This is a genomic window from Vibrio sp. THAF190c (assembly GCF_009363355.1).
Taxonomy (GTDB): domain Bacteria; phylum Pseudomonadota; class Gammaproteobacteria; order Enterobacterales; family Vibrionaceae; genus Vibrio; species Vibrio fortis_A.
This window is the reverse complement of the sequence record NZ_CP045338.1, coordinates 1182135-1205311: the sequence shown is the minus strand read 5'-3', so window position 1 is coordinate 1205311 and position 23177 is coordinate 1182135. Positions and strand designations below refer to the sequence as shown.

Here is a 23177-nt window from a genome sequence, read left to right as displayed (position 1 = left end):
CCGAGAATTAACCTTTAACAGCGGAAGAAATATCGTTACCAACGAAGTAACGTTGAAATACCATAAATACAATCAGTACTGGGATTGTCGACAGGAATGCGCCTGCCAGAATCAGGTTCCAGTCACCTGCTACGCCATAAGCGTTACGTAAACTTAATAGACCAACAGGAAGCGTGAATGCGTCAGCTGGGCTGTTTATCACCACCAGCGGCCAGAAGAAGTCGTTCCATGCACCTTGGAAACCAAGGATAGTGACCGACAAAATGGCTGGCTTAGCCAGTGGCATAAAGACTTTCCAAAGAATCACGGCTGGGCTCGCGCCATCTACGATTGCGGCTTCTTCAAGTTCTTTAGGAATGTTCTCGAAGAACTGCTTCATAATCAGAACTTGCCCCGATGCCACCACCGCAGTAATCACGGCCCAAGGCGTATTCAATAATCCAATATCTTTGTAGATCAGATAGTTGGAAATAAACGTCACCTGTCCTGGAATCATCATGCTGAACAGCATGAAAGCAAAGACTGCGCGTGCTCCAGTGAACTTCAATCGAGCTAGGGCGTAACCTGCTGTACAAGCAAAGAACAGCGTTAGAATCACCTTGCCAATCGCGATGAAGAACGAGTTGATGGTCCAGCTCATGAACAAGCTCTTACCGGTATCCAAACTTACCGACTCGGTGTAAACACGAACGTAAGACTTAAATACATAACCAATAAGACCTGGCGCCGCGTTATCCCATGCTGCAACTCGACCGCGACGTTCCATCTTGCTTGGTGCTAGCGTGCTATCAATCAGCACCTGACCACGTGGCGCTTCAACGGTTAGAGGAAGCGTCGCAATTTCAGGACCACTACCTTGATAACGAACGTTGAATTCCCAAGTTTGACTTTGACCTTGCTTGGTAATCTCGTTACGACCACGTTTTTCGACATAGGTGACGTCGTCACTCGAAGCGACTAAGCGAGGTTCACTCACCACTGCGTAATCAGAAGCGAAGTCTGTCACCGTTGCAGCAGCCATACCGGTGCCTGGACGGCGACGCGGAACTTCGATAGTCGGAACTTTGAATTCCTTGCCCTCTTCAACCGCATAAGTCACTGTGAAGTTAACCTCTGCACCCGGAGCAAAACCACCGAACATAGGTGCGTTATTGCCTTGTTGACCTAACTGGTAAGCCGCACCCCAGTTACTCGGTTGAACCTGAGCAAAGCTGAATTTAAACGGCTGCTCTAGTGGGTCATCCTTCAAGCTCGCTAGGAAAGCGACCACAAATGTACCTAGCATTACCGTTGCAACTAGAATCAATGCACTGTATACCCAAGCCACTTTTGCCCAGCGGCGTCGCGCTTGAAACTTTGCAACCTGCTCCATAGATGCCACGGGAGTTGCATCATCTTTTGACGTCATGGTTTGACTAGCCATCTGCTTTCTCCTTTACTCCAAAGATTTTCTGCAGATAAACCACTGCCAATGTAATGAATGCCAATACCAATGCCGCTGCGCTCGCCATACCGATTTGTGGTGTGCCACCCGGTGGGAAAGCATTGTGGTAAACGTAGTAAGCCAGTGTGATTCGAGACTCAAGCGGAGCTGCTGAACCTAGCAGAGCAACTTGGTCGAACATCTGTAGCGTACCGATAATCGAGAAGGTCACGACAACGAATGTCACTGGCGCTAACTGAGGAATCGTAATGTTCCAGTGCTGTTGCCACTTGTTAGCCCCATCAATGTGCGCTGCTTCGTACAACTCACCTGGAATGCCTTGCAATCCCGCTAGGAATAGCAGCATGAAGGTCGGAATCGTGGTGTAGATATTCTGAATAACAATCGCCCAAAGAGTCAGTGGCATAGGACCAACGTGGTCACGAGTATTCAACCAGTTCACTTCAACCACATCTTTGGTCACTTCAACCCAACCCATTGCACTTGCAATAAAGGTTGCTAGGCCTGCAACAATCACCGAGATGATTGCCCATGCTGGGTCAAACCAACCCACTGGTAAGCCCTTCATGCGATCTTTCGTTACCAGAACAAATTGTGTCGCAATCGCGATAAGAGCAAAGCAGCTGATGTGTGGATAGTGATTCACAACGTCTGTAACAAAGCCATTTAGGTAACCGTTCTTTTGGTAGAACCAAATGAAGATCAGCGTTACCGCAGCACTGGAAAGAATGCTTGGTAGGTAAAAGGCTGTTCTAAAGAAGCTTTTCGCACGAATCTTAGAGTTAACTAGGATTGCTAAACCAAGCGCTAACACCGTTTGCACACAGGTAACGATAAGGGAGAACCAAATCGTGTTTGCCAATGACAGTAAAAATAAGTCGTCGGTAAGCAATGCTTTGAAGTTCGCTAAACCAACCCATACCGCATCACTAAACAGGTCGTATTCAGTAAAACTGAAGTAAACCGTTCGAACCAATGCATAAAGAAAGAACACCACCAAAGTCAGTACAAATGGCCCAGCTAGGAGCCATCCGTAAACTTGTTGGCGAAGACGTAAAGAGTTCATCGCTCGTCCTACTACTTAGCCGTTAATGCATCGTATTTCGCTTGAGCCATCTTGAGCGCTTCCTTTTGCGTCATTTGACCAAGCAGTACAGAGTTCAGCGCTTCGTTGATTGGAGTCATCCAAGCCGTGCCGTAATCCCCAAAGGCAAAAGGTTCAACGTTACCTTCTAGAGCACCTTTAAAGACTTGTTTCGCCAGTTCACTTTCTGAATCTTCAACCTCAAAGAATTTCGCGTCGCTTAGAGATTTACGACTAGGTAGTGCAAGACCAGAGTCCAGTACCCACTCTTGCGCTTCTTGGCTCGTTAAGATTTCGACCGCTTTTTGCGTTGCTTCTACATTTTTGCCATCAGCGTTTATGCCCCAAGCAACAGTAAATAGAAGGTTGCCGCGCTCACCTGTTTTCGGGTCGGTTGGCATTAAAGTTGTGCCGTAAGGAAGGTTTGGCGCTTTGTCGCGCAGGTAGCCACTGATCCAGTTACCTTCAAGCGCAACCGCTGTTTCTTCTGTACCAAAACAACCGCCACCCCAGCCCTGACCTAAGTCTGTAGCCAAAATACCGACTTCATCTTCAGAAACTAAGCCTGTGTAGAAGTTGAATGCACGCTCGAAGTTCTCATCAAGAACTGTCTTGCCTTCTTCATTGAATGGCTTCCAGCCTGTCGCCAATGCGAATGGAGCAAAACGCGCGTAATCAGGCATAACACAGATACCTGATACTTCATCGCCTAGTTCATCTTTCACCGCGATCAGCTTTTTACGTAAATCTTCCCAAGAATCGCTGTTAGTTGGGTAATCAACGCCGGCGTCATCAAAAATATCTTTGTTATATTGAAGCGCGATAGTATTGAAATCCTTAGCAATTCCATACTGTTTACCATTTAACGTAAACGCACTATTGAGGCTTGGAATAACTGCAGAGCTAACGCTATTTAGCGATTCGCTGTTTGCAGCGACCTTACCCGAGTTGACCAAAGTGTTAGCGAAAACTACATCAACATAAAAAGCATCTGGTGCTGTACCTGCAGACAAAGAGTTAGTTATAAACTGAGAGAAATCACCTTCGACCGCTTGGTATTTAACGGTTAACCCCGCTTCTTCAAAATCATCGGCCAATACTTCTTTTACCAAGTTGTTCAGCACAACAACGTCATTACCACCCCACCCAGCGATAGTAACTTCCGTCTTTTCAGTTGCGGTTGCAGATAGGCTTGCAGCAAGTAGGGATGCCGCCAATATTGTTTTTTTCATGTTGCCCTCAGTTCCTTAATTTCAAAATCTGAGGGTATTATGCAGAGTTTACGTAAACGCTTACGTTAAATCGATCACAGTTTCGTTTTGAGCAACGTTTGGCATGTCTATTTTAGTGATCAGGATCTAATTTAAAGCCATAATTATCCATTTATGGGACATTTACTCCTATAAAAACCTATAAAAAGTACGTAATGAGCTCTATAAATGTCACGATTGAGTAAATTTTTCGTTAGGTTATATAAAAAGGGCATATCTTTCGATATGCCCTTTTTAGGTAATAAGTAAAACTATGTGTTTATGTCGTTTCACCGAGCTTCAATGTAATAGGCACTACAGCACCAACAGGCTGTTCGCCTAATATTGCTAGCTCAAGCATTGAGGCTGCTTTCGCCGCTATCTTGTCAGTGTCTTGAACAACGGTTGTTAAAGTTTTAGAGATTCCTGGCAAGCCATCATAGCCAACAACCGAAAAGTCTTCTGGGACACGATATCCACGGTCTTTCAAAGCAGCGATCACACCAAGCGCTGTTTCATCGCTTTCACAAACAAACCCTTGGTAACCGTCGAGTTGCTGCTTATCCATCGAAATAAAGTATCGGTATGCGGCAATCTCACCTAGTGGATCATGGCCTGTCCTTAGCTCTCTGATGGGAAGTGCATTACTCGCCATTACTGACATATAGCCTTGATGGCGGAATTGATAACCATCACCGTATGTCGTAGGTGTCACGAAGCAGATATCGCTTAACCCTTTATCTACAAGGTGTTGCGTTGCCTCACGGCCACCATTAAAGTCATCAGGAGCGACCCAAAATGAACCTTCGCTCATTCCAATACAGACAAAAGGCAAGCCAAGGTCCTTACAGGTTTCGACACGCGGATCGTTAGCGGTCATACCTAATAAAATCGCACCACCCACTTGTTGTAAGTCCACCTCGCCAAAACTCACAGGCAACAAGTTACGTCCTGAGTTGCGAATAGCTGCAGAGAGAGACGGCCAAAGCATACCCAAGTAGCGTGAAGCGTAAAAATCGATAGGTCCTAGAGAAATCGCAATGGTATTTTTATGATTCCCCATGAGCTCGCGTGCCGATGTACTCGGTACGTAACCCAAATCCTTACAAATATCTAGAATACGTTTACGCGTTTTCTCACTGATGCCGGGTTTGTTATTTAAAGCTCGACTGACAGAAGCAATTGATACACCTGCGATTTTTGCAGCCTCATGTATCGTTGTTTTCTTTAAGTCGGCCTCAGTTTTCGATTCACTCACACTGGTCCCTCTGACTACAAACGTAAATTTTACGTTTATTATGTTCTTATAATCATATTTTTCAAGTAAAAATACGTAAACACAGAACGACTCATGATCACCATCACGGTTAGAACGCGTTGTTTAAAGCTTCTCAAACAACACAAGCTCAAATGCCCTTTTACAAGCAGCATTCAAGTCCACTTTTACCTATTAGTTTCAATGGCATAGGAATCTAAGACATCGGTGACGACGAAGATGACATTAAACATTAGAGACAAGTGAGAATAGAAGTGACAAGGGCAACGACGTAAAGAGAAAAGAAGGAATTTGAAGTAAATAGCTAAAGATATGTTTTTTGATATTTGCGCTTAGTTTTCTTAGCACCAAAACGACGAAAGCCTAGCATTGCTGCTAGGCTTTCTGGAATATGGCGGTGAGGGAGGGATTCGAACCCTCGATACGTTTCCGTATACACACTTTCCAGGCGTGCTCCTTCGGCCACTCGGACACCTCACCAAATTTTGTTGTTAAGCTGTGTTGCTCAACGAGGCGCTACTTTATTGATTCTGCTCGCATTGGTCAAGGGGCATTGTCAAAAAAGTTACCTTAATTAGTCTGTTCGCTTACAAATTAACTCATTCGTTTGAAAACAAACCAAATATCAACAAGATTACGCTTGTTGGTAGTAACCCGGTACGCGGAACCATTTACGACACATATCCAAGAAGTAGCCATATAGCACGCCCATGCCGCACGAAATCACTGCGTTACTGGTTACTGCTGTAACGATTTGATCAGTTGAAGCACCTACCGCGAACAAGATACCTGCATAAACTGGAGACTGGAACAAAACGTACGCAACTAAATCAGACAGGTTTTTCGCCAATGAACTGTCTGAAATTTTCGCTCCGTTACGTAACACCCAGTCACGAAAAACACCGTAAGGCCATGCGATCGCAATATTCACAGGGATAGAGAGCGTTCGTGATGCAAGAGACTGTTCAAACGACATACCAGAGATAAAAATCTCAACAATCATGCCAGAGATAAAACAGAAAACTACCATAGCAAAAGTATCCGCTGCTGCGTTACGAATACAAAATGGCCCACGAGACTTCATCGCATAAAACCCAAAATATACCACTGCCAATTCAGTGATTTAGTAACATATAAAAAGGGTAATTCAACACCCAACCAGATTATGTCACTATTAAAACACAACATTTGCAGTGATAGATTTCAAATTTAAAATAAAGTTGTAAATTTACAACCATAATTGACAGTAAAACCAGTTACTTCGACCAAAAAAACAGATCCAGCTCAATTTTTATTCAAACCGTACTTCATTTACTGTAATTTAAATACAATTATTCAACTGGAATATTAACGGTTATTGAGTTGATGAGTTCTTGTGAAGGAAAGCGCCCTTTTGAAAGCTCTTGAATGGCTTGAGTCAACAATGACGGAAGCAAAGAATCCTCCGTCGGCTCAATATGGATAAGTAGATTCTCCAACGCAAACGTTGCTAATTCTATACTTTGATCTTCAAGTGCAATGTACAGAGTCACCAAGAGCTCCTCAGTATTGTCTGGAGCTTTGATCACAGGCTCTTCATTCGACTGTGGTTGAGAGCCATGATATTGATAGAGCTTGTTAGAGAACCTAAATAGCGCATCATCAAGCTCTCGCTCATCAATGGGCTTAGCTATGATGTAATCTACCCCTGCCCCAATCATTCGTTCACGTGTCTCTTTAAAGACATCGGCAGTACACCCAAAAATAAGCACCGATGACATATCGTCAGCCAATGCACGTATCGCGGTTGTTGACTCTACACCGTCCATCACTGGCATGTGATTATCCATCAGAATCAAATCAAAGCGCTCAGAAGCCACTGCCTGAATCGCAAGTTCACCGTTTTCAACGCTCTTGCAGCTGAAGCCTTTATTGTTCATAAAGGTTTCAATGATCACCGTATTAGTGCGATTGTCTTCCACAATAAGGACTTTTAAACCTGAGTAGTTAAGCTTCGAATGCGGTAGGCTTTCGACCTCTCCGGGTTCTGTAGGCTCAATTCTCAAGTTCACATCAAAACTGGTGCCAATCCCCTCTTCACTGGTTACTTGGATGTCTCCGTCCATTAACTCAGTGATTTTTTTCACAATCGCTAACCCAAGCCCGGTACCACCAAAACGACGCGTGGTGGAAGACTCAGCTTGCTCGAATGGATTGAAAATACGTTTTTGAGCTTCTTTGGAGATCCCTATACCGGTGTCACGAACCCGAATGTTCAGGTAGGTGTTGCCATTTCGGGTAACCTCTTTGAAGTAGACTTCAACAAAGCCGCGCGAGGTAAATTTCACTGCGTTATTGAGTAAGTTAAACAGAACCTGACGCAGACGTGCTTTATCGGAAAAGTACCAACGACCAGCTGGCACTTCGGTGTAGACCTTAAATTGCAGCCCTTTCTCCGCAGACAAGGTGTAGTAGACACTGTTAATACTGCCAATCAAGGAGTCGAGTGGGAAACGGGTGTTATCCAGGTCTAACTTACCCTGCTCTATCTTAGAGAAGTCCAAGATCTCGTTAAGTAGCGTCATCATATGATCGCCGGATTCGTACAAACTGCGCAGGTGTTTCTCTTGCTCGCTGTTTAAAGGCGTCTTGAGAAGGATTTGTGCGGTACCAAGAACCGCATTCATTGGCGTTCTTATCTCGTGAGAGAGTGTTGCTAGGAAAGCCGTTTTGGCATTAGTTGATGCTTGAGCTTTTACTTTCTCAGCTTCTAGGAATACGGTTTTTTCATTGAATGTTTTTATCAGGTAACCAATCTCATCTTGGCTTTGGTAGTTAACATCTATGACGCCTCCCTCCTTGGAGCCATCAACCTTAGCTGCAATCGTGGTAATTGGACTGATCAGATAACGATTTAATAGGTAGTAGCCGGCCATCACACATAAGAGTAGGAACGGTGCGATACCCCATTCAATACTCATTACCTGCCTAGATACTTCATCAGCAACCAACAATTTGGAGTTGACGACATCGACCTGCCAATCAAACTGACCAAACTTGTGCTTACTTATGTAGATACCTTCAACCAGATTGAAATTGTGTGTCACCAATATTTGTTGGTGTTGATCACGCAAGGTAATGCCGAGATCGTACTCTTCAGCGTGGCTCTTTATGAAGTTTAGAAGCTCGGTTAACGATAAATCCACCGTCGCGACACCCGAGAACTTACCATTCAAATAGAACGGGGCTGAAGCCGTAATCATTTGAATGTGAGTGTATGGATCTAAGTAGACATCACTCCAAGATACAGTGCCGACGGGCTTTTCTGCGACGGATGCGTACCATGCTTCTTGGTGATACAGCATCGACTTAGGGTTGTTGTAAGAGAAAAGCTGGTCGATTTTCCCGTCGTCAGCTTTGTTAAAGAAGTAACTGTCTCGTTCTCGATCTGCTTCATACACATAAGGTTCTGGCCAAATACCAGCACTGATAATGGTATCGTCACTGGTCGCAAGAATCGATTTGAAATGACGAGCCAACAATTTTGAGTCAGGTTGAGCTTGTGCAAGGCCCACCAGGCTATGTAAAAAGCCCTCTGAGCTATTGAGTGGTGCCTCAATTAATGATGAAAGGATTTCTGCCCTTAAGTCTAGGTTCTGCTGGAGCTTGGCTCGTACAGGCGATTCAACAACGAAATAGGTGACACTGCCGATGATGGCAATAAAGGTCGCTAGGTACAATCCAAGCGCAACCATGCTTTTTTTCTTAAGAGAGGAACGTATCTGCATATAGTTTTATTGTTGCTTTTTTATTTAAGCTAGCGACTATATCCAGTTACATCAAGCCTTTTTAGATTGGGTTTTGATTGCGACAGCAAGATTGGTACTATAAGCACAAATTTGTTTCACCTACTATGGTACTTCAGTTTGACACTACAAGAAATTCTTGCGCTTCCTGAGCTGGAAGGCAAACTCATCACAGAACACAAAACACTTGGCTTTGTGACTGCTATGGCAGCCGCGCCGAACGTGTTAACGCCGCACGAATGGCTTCCATTCTTATGGGGCGGTGAAGAAGTTGCTCCTTTCACTGATGGCGAACAACTAGAGAGCTATATTGAGCTTATCATTGCGCTTTGGAATGAAACTCGCCCAGCTTTAATGGAAGGCAACTGGACTTGGCCACAAGCTTGTCAGTTAGATGAAGAAGAAGTAGTGAACGAAGCAACTCGTGATTTCTGTGAGGGCCTGCTACAAGGTTGGCAGATCGCTCGTGATGACTGGGAAACCTTGATGCCTGAAGACAGTGAAGACAACGCACTGGTTGGCGGCGTTCTACTTTCTATCAGCATGCTTTACGATCCAGAGACTTCTATTGCGACACTAGCAGAGCAAGGCGTTGAAGGCTTGGAGCAGTTTGAAGAGATCTTCAATGCTGTACCCGTTATGCTATGTGGCTTGACGCAACGCGGTATCGCTTTGGCTGAAGCTCAATAACGAATGACATCGAGCATGCATCACGCGGTGATGCTATGAACGAAAGAATAAAAGGCTTCCCATCGGAAGCCTTTTTTGATCTCGTTAACCAAGGATTACTCGGTTCCACTATTTATTTGTAATGGTTTGCCAGTTGAACTCTGGGATTCGTTCATCCGCTATATAAAAGAGCTTTGATCCTCCACTAACTTCAACATTCAACTCAGGATTAAGCTCGATCCCCTGCCCCTTACCGTGATCTATTGCGATCAACGTTGCTTGATAGCGCTCTTTGAAAACACTAAAGATAGGCGCGACCGTTGTTGTTTCTGCATTCTCTGGATAGTAAGTCGAGTATTGCGTCATGCCTCGTGTCGAGCTAAGCAACTCTTGGTGCAAGGCACTCGAGCCCGGATCTACAGCTGCTTTAGCCAACATTTCCGCGCCCACTGCCGGAATACACTCCGAATTTGGACAATGTTTGTGGAGCAAATCGCTCAAAGCTTCGTCTTTAAAGTAAACCAGCAAATGCGCATCAGGGTTTCGATTCGCACAGTACAGAGCTGCTGACAAAGTAATATCATCTTCTGGATTATCAATCAGGATACAGCTTGCCGACTCTATCCCCGTCTTTTCCATCTCTTTACCATCGGTGTAGCTGTTCACTTTAACGAAGTTGATCTCTCCCGGAAGAGGGTTTTCTATATCAGAACGAGTACACAACACAATTGGGCGCTTACCAGTCTCTTCATGCTGTAACATTCTTATAAGATGTATCGTTCTTTGCTCATTCCAACCTAACATTAAAATGTGGTTTTCCACTCGAATTCTCCTTTTACCCAACAGACCTGCACGCCAATATTCAACACCCTCGGTTGCGACCTTACCGAGCAAAGCAGCAAATAAGCTGAGACCTCCGGGAATCACAAATAAAATCACTACCCACTGACCAAGCTCTGTGGTTGGTGACAAATCACCATACCCAACCGTTGAAGCCGTCACGACCAGATAGTACGCGAAGGTAGTAATTGAGGACGTGAGATCGTGCTCGCCAGCAATGAACAACAATAGCCATGCCGTAAGCACATACCCTGCAAACGCGACCAGCAAGTTCTTCCCGTTTAACACGAATAGATTCGCCTGAAGCCAACGCTTGAGCTGTAACCAGATAACCATCTGCACCTCAATTAAGTATTTTGTTAATTACATGCTAGGAAAAATTCGCGATATCAACAAGATATCTGGCGTAAAAGTCGAGGAAAAAGGTACAAAAAAGCCAGCACGAATGCTGGCTTATAAACTCTGAAGATGAAGACTTTGCTTACGCGTTGCCCTTCACCTGCATGTTCAACTGCTCTGCGAAATCAAGCATGCGGTTCAATGGGATAAGAGATTTCACGCGTAGCTCGTCAGAAACGAAGATCTCGTGTTGCTCACCACCATTCTCAAGTGCATTTTCAATCGCCTCTAGGCCATTCATCGCCATCCAAGGACAGTGAGCACAGCTACGACATGTTGCACCAGCACCTGCTGTTGGCGCTTCAATCAGTTCTTTTTCAGGCACCAATTGCTGCATCTTGAAGAAGATACCTTTGTCTGTCGCCACAATCATTTGCGGATGCGGCAACTCTTTCGCTTTTTTGATCAGCTGACTCGTAGAACCAACTGCATCAGCTAGCTCAACCACACTAGCCGGAGACTCTGGGTGTACAAGAATTGCTGCTTCAGGGTATACAGACTTCATCTTTCTCAATGCATCAGCAGAGAATTCGTCGTGTACGATACACTCACCTTGCCACAGGAGCATGTCTGCGCCAGTTTGGTTAGCAATGTACGAACCTAGGTGACGGTCTGGTCCCCAAATGATTGGCTTGCCTTCAGCATCTAGGCTTTCGACAATCTCAAGTGCGATACTCGATGTCACAACCCAATCAGCACGTGCTTTAACAGCCGCAGAGGTGTTAGCATAAACCACTACAGTGTGGTCTGGGTGTGCATCACAGAACTCAGTGAACTTGTCTGCTGGACAGCCAAGATCCAAAGAACACTCAGCTTCTAGTGTTGGCATTAAGATGCGCTTTTCAGGTGTCAGAATTTTCGCGGATTCGCCCATGAATCGAACACCACCGATGATCAGTGTGCTCGCTGGGTGACGATTACCAAACTTAGCCATTTCTAGCGAATCACCTACGAAACCACCCGTCTCTTCTGCGAGTGCCTGGATTTCAGGGTCCGTGTAATAGTGAGCGATCAAAACAGCGTCTTTTTCTTTTAGTAGCTTTTTGATGTTCGCTATGTGAGCCTGCTTTTGAGCATCGTTCAATGGAACTGGCTTCGGTGGGAATGGGTAAACAGTGTCGATTTTATCTAATATATGGCTCATTGCTCTTGCTCTACGCAACTTCTTCCGAGAATTAGAGCATTCTACACAGTACAACGATTGGGATCAAAAAGGATTAGGCATAAAAAAAGGCGCTGATGCGCCTCTTTTACTAAAGAACTATAAATGAGTCTTGGCTACTTTTGCCGATGCACTGTTCGGGTATTCGGCAACCACTTGTTCGTAGTACTTTTTCGCTTGCTCAGAGTTATTATTACGCGCAGCGATATCGCCAAGCTTCACTAAAGCATCAGCGCGCTTGTTTGAGTCTTTGTAAGCTACAACAGCTGCAAAGCTCTTCACTGCCTCTTTATCTTGCTTCTTAGCAAAATAGAGCTGACCTAACCAGTAGTGTGAGTTAGGTGTGAACGTAGAATCTGGGAAGTCTGTTTGAAACTTCTGGAATGCAGTAATCGCACCCGTGTAGTCTCGCTGTTTGAGGATCATATCCACAGCGTTTTGATAAGCGGTTTGCTCATCAACATCAGTACTGAAAGTACCTTCGGCGCCTTTCGCGTCTGTTGCCGGAACAACAGCGGCAGCAGAGGCTGATGATTTCACTTCGCTTCTTACTTTATCAAGCTCGATAAACAGCTCACGCTGACGCTCTAACATCTGTTTCATGTCGTAGCTATTGCGTTCAAGTTGACCACGTAGCTCACTGATCTCAAGAGCCATGTCGTCCATTTGTTGCTGCATTTGAAGTTGAACGCGATTGCGGTTTTGTAGCAAGCGCTCTAGACGCTCGATATCGGTTTCATTCGAAGCCGCTCGAGTAGAAGAGGAAGTTGAATTGGTTGTGGTGCTATTAAGATCGGATACTGGAGCTGGTGCAGCGAGCGCGGTGCTCGCTGCACTTGCCAGTAACGAAAGCATAATGACACGCTTTGTGTTACTGAACATGAGGCTATTCCTCAATTAAAAAGTCTACTAATTAGTAAACTAGTACTGCACGACGGTTTTTAGCGTACACTTCTTCAGATTGACCAAGAAGAAGTGGCTTCTCTTCACCGTAGCTTACGATAGAGATTTGGTCAGCTTGAACACCTAGAGCTTGTAGGTACTTAGCAACAGCTTGTGCACGACGCTCGCCTAGAGCGATGTTGTACTCAGGAGTACCGCGCTCATCAGCGTGGCCTTCTACAGTTACTTTCATGTCTACGTTTTTGCTTAGGTAAGCTGCGTGAGCTGCTAGCATCTCTTCGTAATCACCCGCGATAGTAGCGTTGTCGAATGCGAAGTAGATAGTTTGAGTTTCACGTAGTGCTTGCTCTTTAAGCTCTTGCTCTGACAGTTGACCGTTTGCGTCAATTGGTGTCACAACAGTTGTGTCTACGTTGTTTTCTGAACCTGAAGTTGCTTGGTTAGTTTCAGTACCAGAAGTCGCAGATGTTGCATCATCACTTGAGCTACATGCAGTTACTGCCATCACTGGTAGTGCAATCATCAAGCCTTTAAGAACTTTATTAAGTTGCATCTTATTTTCCTTACGTTATCAAACTTAGTTTCTACAGCCGATAAATTGCTATAGATAGTTACTTGCTACAATAGTTATTACTATCAATAGCTAATTGCTTTTAAGCGTGGCTACAGAAACGGCGACCATGCTGGCGCTCTTACACGTCCATTAGTTGCCGGTAATCTAGCTTTAAAACGACCATCGATAGATACCATCGACAGTACATTTGTTTGGTTGTAAATAGAGCTATAGATGACCATACCTCCATTTGGTGCAATACTTGGCGACTCGTCTAGTAAGGTTTTAGTTAGGACCTGTACCGCGCCTGTTTCCAAGTCTTGCTTGGCCAAGTTAAATCCAGAGTTGCTGCGATTCACCATAATCAGGAATCGACCATCAGGGGTAATTTGACCACCTAAGTTCTGGCTGCCTTGCCATGTAATTCTTTGGGTAGAATTATCTGACAAATTTACATTATAAATCTGGGGTTTACCACCGCGATCAGAAGTAAAAATGAGAGACTTGCCATCAGGATGCCAGAAAGGTTCCGTATTATTGGCACGACCGCGAGTAATTTGCGTCAGTTTACGAGTTTGTAGATCAAGCGTGTAAACCTGAAGGCTGCCTGTTTTCGAAAGCACTAGTGCCAATTTCTTACCGTCAGGAGAGAATCTTGGCGCACCATTGTGACGAGGGTATGACGTCACCTTTTCACGTTCACCGGTGTAGATGTTCATGATAAAGATTTCCGCTTGACCATTTTGGAAGCTCACGTAAGCGAGTTTCTTACCATCTGGAGACCAAGCTGGAGACATCAGTGGCTGCTTTGAACGAAGAACCAGACGCTCGTTGTAACCGTCGTAATCCGCTACGCGCAGTTGGTACGGGTACTTGTCCTTATCATTCACTACAACGTAAGAAATACGCGTTAAGAATGCGCCTTTCTCACCTGTTAGCTCTTCATAAACAAGATCTGAAATACGGTGTGCGTACTCACGTAAACGTGGGCCCGGTACGGTTGCTTTTTTATTGAAAAGAACGTGGTCTTTCGAAAGAACCAGTTGGCCTTCATCGCTCAGTGCACGGCTTTGGCCATTAGTTAGCTGACCGCGAACGATATCAACCAGTTGGTAGTTCACGACGTATTGACCTTGCGCATCTTGAGTAATGCTACCTGTCAGCAGTGAATCAACACCTAGGTTTGTCCATGCATCGAAATCTACGTCCGCTTCGCTGTAGGGTGTTTGTGGCATTTTGCTGGTTGCAACTGGGCTGAATTTACCACTGCGCTGTAAGTCTGATGCGATCACAGCAGAAACGTCGTGTGGTAGTTTCTCTTTGCCTTCCCATTTAAAAGGCACAATCGCAATAGGTCGTGCAGAGTTGATACCATCGGTAATAACGAGCTCCAACGCAGCGTGTGCAAACTGACTGCTGGTCGCTATTACAAACACAAAACTCAGTAATAGTTTCTTTAACACGGGTTCGTCCTTTTACTCTGGTAATACTGTTAGGTTAATGTTTTTCAACGAGTTTACGATATCTGGGTCTTTCGGTAGTGGGTAAGACTGCACTTGGGCTACTGCTCGTTTCGTAGCAGCACATAGGCGGCTGTCACCCTCTAGAATCGAAAGGCTACCTAAAATAGCGTTTGATCCAGTTGGGATCAGTTTCAGGTTTACCCTACACGACTTTCCCCTAAAGCTATCCTCCAACAGCAGGTTTTGCTCTATGAGCTGGGTATAAATCGCACCATATCGCTGAACTTCATCACCAATAAATTGTTGTCTTGCTGAAGAGTTTTGCGAAGCCTCGGTTTCAAGGCCTGCAAATATGTCGTTAAGTGCCGCTTCTTGCTGCTTACGCTCTTCTTCAAGTCGCTTTAATCGCTCTTGCTCTTTACGTGCCTTTTCAGCCGCTTCTTTTGCCGCTTTCTCTTTCGCTAAACGCTCTTTTTCAGCACGTTCAGCGGCTTCTTTCTCTTTGCGTGCTTTTTCTGCCGCTTCTTTAGCCGCTTGCTCTTTTGCCAAGCGTTCCTGTTCTGCTTTTGCAATAGCCGCCTCTTTCGCTTTACGCTCTTGTTCCGCTTTAACTAATGCGGCCTCTTTGAGCTTGCGGTCGGCTTCAGCTTTCGCTGCGCGCTCTTTCTCTTGCTTAAGACGAACTTCTTCAGCTTTACGCTGTTTCTCTTGCTCAACGCGACGCTTCTCTGCTTCACGAGCCGCTTTCGCCTCTCTGGCTTGCTTCTCTTTCAGCTTGCGAATGTTCTCTTCTTCCGCCTTACGGTTGCGCTCTAAGCGTTCACTTTCTCGGCGTAGCTTATCAAGGCGCTCTTGTTCTTTCTTACTCGCAGCTTCGCGTTGCTGACGAATCTGCTGCGCTTGCTGGCGAACGAGCTGCGGATCAATAACGACCGCTTGAACCATTTGGCCGCTTGGCTCGGGCTCAGACATAGTAAAATCTGCACCCACAATCAGCACAACGAATAACACCACGTGTAGCGCTAGCGACACGATAAGTGGTGTACTTAAGCTATTCGATTTAGTCTTTTTTGTTTTCATGAATGCTACGGAGTTATTCCCTTATGTCCGTCAGTAGGCCAACCTTAGGCACCCCTGCTCGGCTTAATTCATCAAGTAGTAAAACAACTTCAGCATACGGCGTTGCAGCATCGCCACCAACAGCCACTGGTGAATTTGGTTTAATTGAAAGCTCCGCTTTCACTCGCACAATGATCTCTTCTAATGACAGACCATGTTGAACTTCTTCGTTGTTTACACTTAGCCCTAGTTCACCGTCTTTATTTACTTCAACAATGATAAAGCTAGCGTTATCGTCACCGAGAAGATCTTGAGCCGATTTTGCTGTTGAGGCTTGTGGCAGCTCTACGTCCACACCTTGAGTAACGAACGGCGAGGTCACCATAAAAATAATCAGCAAAACCAGCATAACGTCGATGTAAGGTACAACGTTAATCTCTGCGGTCATTTTGCGCTTTTTAGGTTGGTATCCTGCCATCGATTATTCCCTGCCAGCCATCGCTTGACGGTGAAGAATGCTGTGGAACTCTTCAGAGAATGTCGCGTAGTTATGTTCTAGCTTACCTACACGGCTGCTGAATCGGTTGTACGCCATTACTGCAGGAATCGCGGCAAATAGACCCATCGCGGTTGCGATAAGTGCCTCTGCGATACCTGGCGCAACCATTGCTAGCGTTGCTTGTTTTACTTCACCCAATGCGATGAATGAGTGCATGATGCCCCACACGGTTCCAAAAAGGCCGATGTATGGACTGATTGAGCCAACTGTTGCAAGAAACGGTAAGTTGGTTTCCAGCTCATCTACTTCACGAGCAACGGCAACACGCATCGCACGGCCAGTACCTTCCATAATGAAATCTGGTGACGCCGCGTTAGATTTACGCAGGCGTGCAAATTCGGTGAAGCCTGCGTAGAAGATCTCTTCGGTACCAGACAGCTCGTCTTTACGCTTGTTGCTTTCTTGGTATAGCTTCGACAAATCAACACCTGACCAGAACTTATCTTCAAAGGTCTCTGTGTGTTTCGCCGCTTGAGAAAGCACTTTGCTTCTTTTTATGATCATCGCCCACGAGACGACCGACATACCCATTAGGGTAAGCATTACCAGTTTAACCAGTAAGCTGGCTTCTAAAATAAGGCCTAAAATTGAGATTTCAGCAGTCACTGTTTGTCAGCTCCGTAAGAATAAAAGTCGGCATAGCCTTAGGTTTCATTTTCTGATTGTCGATACATGCTACCTTAACCATTGCTTTACACAATGCTTTGCCATCAGGATTTACGATCTCCTGACAGAATACTAGGGAAGCACGTTTCAGTTCATAAATCTTTGTAATGACTTGTAAAGCATCATCAAGGCGTGCACCTTGGATAAAATCGATATCCATGTGTCGGACAACAAAACCGATGTTTTGTTCTAAAAGGACTTGCTGAGATACCCCAATTGAGCGCAGCATCTCGGTTCGAGCGCGTTCAAAAAACTTCAGGTAGTTGGAATGATAAACGACGCCACCTGCATCTGTGTCTTCATAATAGACGGTGACAGGCCAGGTAAATGGCTTAGATGATCCCTGCAAACTCATACCACAATACAAAAACGTTAAAGATATCACTATAACTCAACTCTTTGACATTAATAGTATAACGGCATGAAATATTTGATTTGTGTGGTGAAAAAAAAGGCCATCTGTATAAGATGACCTCTTTTCGGCTAAAAACCAAACAATGCGATAAAGCCTGTATTCACGGGCATTGCGCCGCTATATGAACCTTAACACTGTTAGGTAGAGCAAAATTGTGAGTGAAGCATATGGGCTAAATAGCAATTGCCATACCCACGCTCTAGGCTTAAAACCAACCCCGAAAACCATGCTTGAACACACCGCCCAAATCAACATTGGACCGATGACCGCATTGAAACCGCCAATACTCTCGGCGTAGGCTTCAGGATCCCACATAACCAAGCCAACATGCACGAAGCCCAGTACTAGAGACAAAACTCGAAGAAGAGTCTTGTCCATAGGTTGGTGCAGCTTGGTCACTTGCTCAGTGAGATTACTCACTGTCTTTATCCATCATTTCTGAGTGCTCTAACCAAAGAGCGTTAATGATGCCGAATGCACATGCTAGAAGTACACCCAAAATCCATGCGAAATACCACATAAAATTTCTCCTAAGTTATTTCACTTCTAGCTTAGTAAGCTGAAACGTCGTTATCTTCGATGTGTTTCTTATCAAGACGACCGAACATTTTGTAGTAAGTCCAAGTCGTGTAAGCAAGAATCACAGGTACCATTACCGCCGCTACCGCAGTCATCAGGCCAAGTGTTAGTTCACTCGCTGTTGAATCCCACATTGTTAAACTGTGGTTCGGGATTAGGCTTGAAGGCATCACGAATGGGAACATCGCAAAACCAGCCGTTAGGATAACACCAGCGTTTGACAAGCTTGAGAACAAGAATGCAAAACCACCACGCTCAAAGCGAGACGCTACAACCGCTAGCAATGGCATTACCACACCTAGGATAGGCGCAGCCCACATTGCTGGGTACGTTTCAAAGTTCGCCATCCAAGCACCAGCTTGAACAGCTACTTCTTTGTTTAGTGGGTTTGAGTCAGCCATTGTGTCTAGCGTACTTGTGATCACGTAGCCATCGATAGATTGAACCCAGAAGCCGCCCGCTACGAATAGCGCAACCGCAATTAGACCCGTGATTTGAGCAACACCTCGAGCACGCTCGTGTAGTGACTCAGTCGTCTTCATTTGCAGCCAAGTTGCACCTTGCATAACAAATAGCATCAAGCTTAGTACCCCACACAGTAGAGCAAATGGGTTCAGTAGAGCGAAGAACGAACCTTTGTACTCAGACATCAGCAGGCTGTTTAGCTCAAATGGAACACCTTGAAGGAGGTTACCAAAAGCAACACCAAAGATAACTGGTGGAACTGTGCCGCTGAAGCAAAGCGCGTAGTCCCAAGCTTTACGCCATTTTGGATCTTCAATCTTAGAACGGTAATCTAGAGCAAGTGGACGTAGCCAAAGTGCTGCTAGCGTTACGTACATCGCTAGATAGAATCCAGAAAACGACGTTGCGTAAACTAGAGGCCATGCAGCAAACAGTGCACCACCCGCTGTGATTAACCAAACTTGGTTACCATCCCAGTGAGGAGCAATGGTGTTCAGCATAATACGACGTTCAGTGTCGCTCTTACCGATAACAGGAGACAGAGCTGCAACGCCCATGTCGAAGCCATCAGTCACGGCGAAACCTACCAGTAGAACACCGATTAGGACCCACCAAATAAGTCGTAAGATTTCGTAATCAAACATAATATTCCCTCACTTATACTTCTACTGAACGGCTAACTTTGTCTTCAACAGAGTTGTCGTTTTGTTCGAAGTGGTAACGGCCTGTCTTAAGGCTACTTGGGCCTTTGCGAGCAAATTTAAGCATTAGGTAAACTTCTGCAATTAGGAACACTGTGTAAAGTGCAAGAATTGCAAATAGTGATGTCCAAAGCTCGCCAATAGTCAGAGCTGATGCTGCAACGTTCGTCGGTAGGATTTCACCTACAGCCCACGGCTGACGACCGTATTCTGCAACAAACCAACCTGCTTCAATCGCAATCCAAGGTAGTGGGATTGAGAATAGAGCGGCTTTAAGAACCCATTGCTTCTGTTCGATTTTTTGACGACACGTTTGTACAAACGCAGCACCAAATACGAATAGCATGATGAAGCCACACGCGACCATGATACGGAACGACCAGAATAGAGGCCAAACAGTCGGGATAGAATCATCCGCTGCCATTTGGATTTGCTCTTCTGTCGCGTCAACCACGTTCTCTGTGTAACGCTTAAGAAGTAGACCGTAACCTAGGTCACCTTTCACTTCATCAAATGCTGCCATGTTCTCTTCAGACTTATCGCCTGCACGCAGTTTTTCTAGAAGCTCGTATGCGTACATACCCGTGCGGACACGATCAACGTGCTCGTCACGCAGATCGCGTAGGCCGGTTACCTCTTTATCGAAAGAACGCGTTGCGATGATACCCATTACGTAAGGGATCTTAATTGCGTAGTCAGTGTGCATTGTTTCTTGGTTTGGAATACCAAACACAGTAAATGCAGCTGGTGCTTCTTCTGTGTGCCATTCAGCTTCTACCGCTGCTAGCTTCACTTTCTGAACTTCACCTAACTCATAACCTGATTCGTCACCTAGAACGATTACAGATAGAATCGCAGCCATACCGAATGATGCAGCAATCGCGAAAGAGCGACGAGCAAAGGCAAGGTCACGACCTTTTAGAATGTAGTAAGAGCTGATACCTAGGATGAACATTGCACCCGTTGTGTAACCAGAAGCCACTGTGTGTACGAATTTAACTTGCGCTACTGGGTTTAGGACAACTTCAGCGAAGCTCACCATTTCCATACGCATTGTTTCAAAGTTAAATTCAGCACCCACTGGGTTCTGCATCCAGCCGTTGGCAACCAGGATCCACAGCGCAGAGAAGTTAGAGCCAAGTGCTACCAACCATGTTACTGCTAAGTGCTGACGCTTTGACAATCTATCCCAACCGAAGAAGAAAAGACCAACAAAAGTAGACTCTAGGAAGAATGCAACAAGCGCTTCGATTGCCAGAGGGGCACCAAAGATATCGCCAACATAGTGAGAGTAATAAGACCAGTTAGTACCAAACTGGAACTCCATGGTTAAGCCGGTTGCTACACCTAGAGCGAAGTTGATACCAAACAATTTACCCCAGAACTTAGTCATGTCCTTGTAAATTTGTTTGTCGGTCATTACATATAGAGACTCCATGATGGCAAGCAAAAACGCCATACCAAGAGTCAGTGGAACAAATAAGAAGTGATACATCGCTGTCAGTGCAAACTGCAATCGCGACAGATCAACAACATCAATCATGGTAACTCCTTTGTGTCGGCTGAATGACACTTGTGTGATTATTCACCGCAAAAATCCATGTTAAAACAATTAACGTGATTGTTATTACAAGTTGAAATTTGTAGCAAAAACGTACCGTTATAGTTAGATTATTGTTAAGCATGAGCTAATATAGCTGGCGCTAATATTACTGGTAAAATCAGTATGTTTCAAAAGGTTTATAGGAGAACCCTGCGTTGATTTGTATCAAATTTCTACGAGCAATTTAGAGTTATTTTTAACCAAACATGATTAAAATCACACCAATTATTAGGTTGGTAATAACGAGGCATGATATCTGTGACATGCCGCTATCACTCAATCAACATTTGAATTACAACTACCCATAAAGTATTAACAAGAATTATGACAACTTATTTCAATTTTTGTTAGCGACGTCAAATTTGAAATCAATGTTTTCAGTTTTGGAATGGCATATCGGCGACTAATATCGACTCGCGCAAAGAGTTGTTATTCTATAAAAAACTAAAAACCCCGGCGCTTATGCAACCAGGGTTTATAAAACACAACGATTAATTAACTTGGTCTGTCGATACCAAAATGAAGGTAAGCACGATCGGTAGCGATTCGTCCTCTTGGGGTTCGCTGTAGATAACCCTGCTGAATCAGATACGGCTCTAACACATCTTCAATGGTGTCACGCTCTTCACCAATCGCGGCGGCCATATTGTCGATACCTACCGGACCACCGCCAAATTTTTCCATAATCGCCAACAGAAGCTTTCTATCCATATAGTCAAAGCCCTTGGCGTCGACATCGAGCATGTTAAGTGCCTTGTCAGCAACATCTGCACAAATATGACCATTGCCCTTCACTTCTGCAAAGTCACGGACACGACGCAACAGACGGTTAGCAATACGAGGTGTGCCTCGGGCGCGACGTGCCACTTCCAGTGCGCCTTCAGGGTCCATAGATAGCCCCAAACAGTCAGCACTGCGTTGTACAATATTTTGTAGGTCGTCCACCTTGTAGTACTCAAGGCGCTGCGTAATGCCAAAACGGTCACGCAATGGCGATGTCAAAGAGCCCGCTCGCGTTGTCGCACCAATTAAGGTGAACGGAGGCAGGTCGATTTTGATAGAACGCGCCGCAGGGCCTTCACCAATCATGATATCCAATTGGTAATCTTCCATCGCAGGATAGAGCACCTCTTCAACCATTGGGCTCAATCGGTGAATCTCATCGATGAACAGCACATCGTTTTCTTCAAGGTTGGTTAAAAGCGCTGCTAAGTCGCCCGCTTTTTCTAATACAGGCCCTGAAGTAGTGCGGATATTCACATCCATTTCGTTCGCTACGATGTTGGCAAGTGTGGTTTTACCCAAGCCTGGAGGGCCAAAAATCAATAGATGGTCGAGCGCTTCATTACGAAGTTGCGCCGCTTTGATGAAGATCTCCATCTGATCACGCACGTGATCTTGGCCTTGGTAATCCGATAACGCTTTGGGTCTTATCGCGCGATCGATGACGTCTTCGTCTTTGAATACTGGGTTGTCCGGCGCTATTAGGCGATCCGCTTCAATCATAGGTCATTCCAACTCAAGAGTGACAAGCTCTTGTTCTATTTAAGTTCTTCACTGCACTCCCCGACTCTAGCTGAAGGCAAAGTATTGCGGAGTGCATTTTATGTATACAGGTAAACCGAGTTTATACCATCGATTTTAGTGCTTCACGAATCAGTTGCTCGCTTGTCATGCCATCTTTCGCTATCTGCGACACAACCTTCGAAGCCTGAGTTGGTTTATAACCAAGAGCGAGAAGTGCACTTACCGCCTCTTCTTCAGCATCGTGCGCATTCGGTGTTGAATCAATTGGAGCCGCATCCGTTGCCGGTGTAAACAGATCACCTGCGCCCCAGCCTTTGAGTCGATCTTTCATTTCTACAACCAAACGCTCAGCGGTTTTCTTACCCACGCCCGGAAGCTTAACCAACGTTGAGATATCTTCACGCTCAACACTCTGAACAAACTGGCTTGCAGTCATACCTGAAAGGATACCAAGGCCAAGTTTAGGACCAACACCATTAGCTTTAATCACTTCTCGGAACAGAGCTCGCTCTTTAACGGTATTAAAGCCATAAAGCAGCTGGGCATCTTCACGCACAACAAAATGAGTATAGATAATCGCTTCCTCGCCTACAGCAGGTAGTTCATAGAAACAGCTCATTGGCATTTGTACTTCATAGCCAACGCCACTCACTTCAATTAACAATTCTGGTGGCTGTTTTTCAATTAAAATACCGCGAAGACGTCCGATCACAACTTACTCTCTTGATGGAAAATTATTTGATGGACAGAATATAAAAGAACTGGATGCTTATCC

Annotated in this window: 22 protein-coding genes and 1 tRNA gene; 1 reads left to right on the top strand and 22 read right to left on the bottom strand. The window is 45.1% G+C overall.

Translation table 11 applies throughout. The features are described 5' to 3' along the window. Positions 1–7 precede the first annotated feature (7 nt). The 7 genes from FIV04_RS05485 to FIV04_RS05455 all read right to left on the bottom strand — a co-directional run bounded on the left by FIV04_RS05485 (position 8) and on the right by FIV04_RS05455 (position 8788). On the bottom strand, positions 8–1423 hold the full coding sequence (locus tag FIV04_RS05485) for a carbohydrate ABC transporter permease (protein WP_152468483.1): 1416 nt from the start codon (positions 1421–1423) through the stop codon (positions 8–10). Further along, a complete protein-coding gene (locus tag FIV04_RS05480; RefSeq protein ID WP_152468482.1) occupies positions 1416–2510 on the bottom strand; it encodes a carbohydrate ABC transporter permease in 1095 nt (364 codons plus the stop codon). Before FIV04_RS05480 ends, FIV04_RS05485 begins: the two co-directional genes overlap by 8 nt. A gap of 11 nt (positions 2511–2521) precedes the next feature. Further along, positions 2522–3760 carry an extracellular solute-binding protein gene (locus FIV04_RS05475; protein WP_152468481.1) on the bottom strand — a complete coding sequence of 413 codons (1239 nt, stop codon included), beginning with the start codon at positions 3758–3760 and terminating at the stop codon, positions 2522–2524. A 298-nt stretch (positions 3761–4058) separates the two neighbouring features. Next, positions 4059–5036, bottom strand: a complete 978-nt coding sequence (locus tag FIV04_RS05470) for a LacI family DNA-binding transcriptional regulator (protein ID WP_152468480.1) — start codon at positions 5034–5036, stop codon at positions 4059–4061. 410 nt (positions 5037–5446) lie between these two features. Beyond that, positions 5447–5534: transfer RNA gene (locus FIV04_RS05465), tRNA-Ser, on the bottom strand. A 154-nt stretch (positions 5535–5688) separates the two neighbouring features. Then, positions 5689–6138 (bottom strand): L-alanine exporter AlaE, encoded by a 450-nt coding sequence (locus tag FIV04_RS05460; RefSeq protein ID WP_032549397.1) that lies wholly within the window; start codon positions 6136–6138, stop codon positions 5689–5691. Positions 6139–6385: 247 nt separating this feature from the next. Beyond that, positions 6386–8788, bottom strand: coding sequence for a hybrid sensor histidine kinase/response regulator (locus FIV04_RS05455; RefSeq protein ID WP_152468479.1), 2403 nt, complete (start codon positions 8786–8788; stop codon positions 6386–6388). Positions 8789–8959: 171 nt separating this feature from the next. Here FIV04_RS05455 and FIV04_RS05450 point away from each other — a divergent pair, with 171 nt between their 5' ends. Beyond that, positions 8960–9529 carry a YecA family protein gene (locus tag FIV04_RS05450; protein ID WP_152468478.1) on the top strand — a complete coding sequence of 190 codons (570 nt, stop codon included), beginning with the start codon at positions 8960–8962 and terminating at the stop codon, positions 9527–9529. A gap of 108 nt (positions 9530–9637) precedes the next feature. On the opposite strand, the gene FIV04_RS05445 is transcribed toward FIV04_RS05450, so the two are convergent. The 15 genes from FIV04_RS05445 to ruvA all read right to left on the bottom strand — a co-directional run bounded on the left by FIV04_RS05445 (position 9638) and on the right by ruvA (position 23114). Next, positions 9638–10684, bottom strand: a complete 1047-nt coding sequence (locus FIV04_RS05445; protein WP_152468477.1) for a potassium channel family protein — start codon at positions 10682–10684, stop codon at positions 9638–9640. A gap of 145 nt (positions 10685–10829) precedes the next feature. Next, the gene (gene nadA / locus FIV04_RS05440) at positions 10830–11891 is read right to left on the bottom strand and encodes a quinolinate synthase NadA (RefSeq protein WP_032549402.1); all 1062 of its coding nucleotides are present in this window, start codon (positions 11889–11891) and stop codon (positions 10830–10832) included. Positions 11892–12008: 117 nt separating this feature from the next. Further along, positions 12009–12791 carry a tol-pal system protein YbgF gene (gene ybgF, locus FIV04_RS05435; protein ID WP_152468476.1) on the bottom strand — a complete coding sequence of 261 codons (783 nt, stop codon included), beginning with the start codon at positions 12789–12791 and terminating at the stop codon, positions 12009–12011. A gap of 31 nt (positions 12792–12822) precedes the next feature. Continuing rightward, a complete protein-coding gene (pal, locus tag FIV04_RS05430; protein ID WP_032549405.1) occupies positions 12823–13365 on the bottom strand; it encodes a peptidoglycan-associated lipoprotein Pal in 543 nt (180 codons plus the stop codon). 110 nt (positions 13366–13475) lie between these two features. Further along, on the bottom strand, positions 13476–14828 hold the full coding sequence (gene tolB / locus FIV04_RS05425; protein WP_032549407.1) for a Tol-Pal system beta propeller repeat protein TolB: 1353 nt from the start codon (positions 14826–14828) through the stop codon (positions 13476–13478). A 12-nt stretch (positions 14829–14840) separates the two neighbouring features. Next, positions 14841–15908: a cell envelope integrity protein TolA gene (gene tolA / locus FIV04_RS05420; protein WP_152468475.1), complete on the bottom strand. Its 1068-nt coding sequence runs from the start codon at positions 15906–15908 to the stop codon at positions 14841–14843. A 13-nt stretch (positions 15909–15921) separates the two neighbouring features. Beyond that, positions 15922–16365: a protein TolR gene (tolR, locus tag FIV04_RS05415; protein ID WP_152468474.1), complete on the bottom strand. Its 444-nt coding sequence runs from the start codon at positions 16363–16365 to the stop codon at positions 15922–15924. Positions 16366–16368: 3 nt separating this feature from the next. After that, the gene (tolQ, locus tag FIV04_RS05410) at positions 16369–17052 is read right to left on the bottom strand and encodes a protein TolQ (RefSeq protein WP_032549410.1); all 684 of its coding nucleotides are present in this window, start codon (positions 17050–17052) and stop codon (positions 16369–16371) included. Next, positions 17042–17479 carry a tol-pal system-associated acyl-CoA thioesterase gene (gene ybgC, locus FIV04_RS05405; protein ID WP_150872871.1) on the bottom strand — a complete coding sequence of 146 codons (438 nt, stop codon included), beginning with the start codon at positions 17477–17479 and terminating at the stop codon, positions 17042–17044. Before ybgC ends, tolQ begins: the two co-directional genes overlap by 11 nt. 165 nt (positions 17480–17644) lie before the next feature. After that, positions 17645–17947 carry a cyd operon protein YbgE gene (ybgE, locus tag FIV04_RS05400; RefSeq protein ID WP_032549411.1) on the bottom strand — a complete coding sequence of 101 codons (303 nt, stop codon included), beginning with the start codon at positions 17945–17947 and terminating at the stop codon, positions 17645–17647. Beyond that, complete coding sequence (gene cydX, locus FIV04_RS05395) at positions 17940–18047, bottom strand: cytochrome bd-I oxidase subunit CydX (protein WP_000270284.1); 108 nt, start codon at positions 18045–18047, stop codon at positions 17940–17942. Before cydX ends, ybgE begins: the two co-directional genes overlap by 8 nt. Before the next feature lie 31 nt (positions 18048–18078). Beyond that, on the bottom strand, positions 18079–19215 hold the full coding sequence (gene cydB, locus FIV04_RS05390; protein ID WP_032549412.1) for a cytochrome d ubiquinol oxidase subunit II: 1137 nt from the start codon (positions 19213–19215) through the stop codon (positions 18079–18081). A gap of 13 nt (positions 19216–19228) precedes the next feature. Further along, a complete protein-coding gene (gene cydA / locus FIV04_RS05385; protein ID WP_032549413.1) occupies positions 19229–20815 on the bottom strand; it encodes a cytochrome ubiquinol oxidase subunit I in 1587 nt (528 codons plus the stop codon). A gap of 555 nt (positions 20816–21370) precedes the next feature. After that, positions 21371–22381, bottom strand: coding sequence for a Holliday junction branch migration DNA helicase RuvB (ruvB, locus tag FIV04_RS05380; protein ID WP_152468473.1), 1011 nt, complete (start codon positions 22379–22381; stop codon positions 21371–21373). Between the two features lie 121 nt (positions 22382–22502). Beyond that, entirely contained in the window at positions 22503–23114 is a 612-nt protein-coding gene (gene ruvA / locus FIV04_RS05375) for a Holliday junction branch migration protein RuvA (protein ID WP_032549415.1), read from the bottom strand. Positions 23115–23177 lie beyond the last annotated feature (63 nt).

Bases quoted from the DNA above. Each gene is read 5' to 3' on its own strand.
- nadA (WP_032549402.1), bottom strand. From the start codon at position 11,891: ATGAGCCATATATTAGATAAAATCGACACTGTTTACCCATTCCCACCG.
- FIV04_RS05485 (WP_152468483.1), bottom strand. From the start codon at position 1,423: ATGGCTAGTCAAACCATGACGTCAAAAGATGATGCAACTCCCGTGGCA.
- FIV04_RS05455 (WP_152468479.1), bottom strand. From the start codon at position 8,788: ATGGTTGCGCTTGGATTGTACCTAGCGACCTTTATTGCCATCATCGGC.
- cydA (WP_032549413.1), bottom strand. From the start codon at position 20,815: ATGATTGATGTTGTTGATCTGTCGCGATTGCAGTTTGCACTGACAGCG.
- ybgF (WP_152468476.1), bottom strand. From the start codon at position 12,791: ATGTTCAGTAACACAAAGCGTGTCATTATGCTTTCGTTACTGGCAAGT.
- cydB (WP_032549412.1), bottom strand. From the start codon at position 19,215: ATGTTTGATTACGAAATCTTACGACTTATTTGGTGGGTCCTAATCGGT.
- ruvB (WP_152468473.1), bottom strand. From the start codon at position 22,381: ATGATTGAAGCGGATCGCCTAATAGCGCCGGACAACCCAGTATTCAAA.
- cydX (WP_000270284.1), bottom strand. From the start codon at position 18,047: ATGTGGTATTTCGCATGGATTTTGGGTGTACTTCTAGCATGTGCATTC.
- tolA (WP_152468475.1), bottom strand. From the start codon at position 15,908: ATGAAAACAAAAAAGACTAAATCGAATAGCTTAAGTACACCACTTATC.
- FIV04_RS05475 (WP_152468481.1), bottom strand. From the start codon at position 3,760: ATGAAAAAAACAATATTGGCGGCATCCCTACTTGCTGCAAGCCTATCT.
- FIV04_RS05480 (WP_152468482.1), bottom strand. From the start codon at position 2,510: ATGAACTCTTTACGTCTTCGCCAACAAGTTTACGGATGGCTCCTAGCT.
- FIV04_RS05445 (WP_152468477.1), bottom strand. From the start codon at position 10,684: ATGGTTATCTGGTTACAGCTCAAGCGTTGGCTTCAGGCGAATCTATTC.
- pal (WP_032549405.1), bottom strand. From the start codon at position 13,365: ATGCAACTTAATAAAGTTCTTAAAGGCTTGATGATTGCACTACCAGTG.
- FIV04_RS05460 (WP_032549397.1), bottom strand. From the start codon at position 6,138: ATGAAGTCTCGTGGGCCATTTTGTATTCGTAACGCAGCAGCGGATACT.
- tolR (WP_152468474.1), bottom strand. From the start codon at position 16,365: ATGGCAGGATACCAACCTAAAAAGCGCAAAATGACCGCAGAGATTAAC.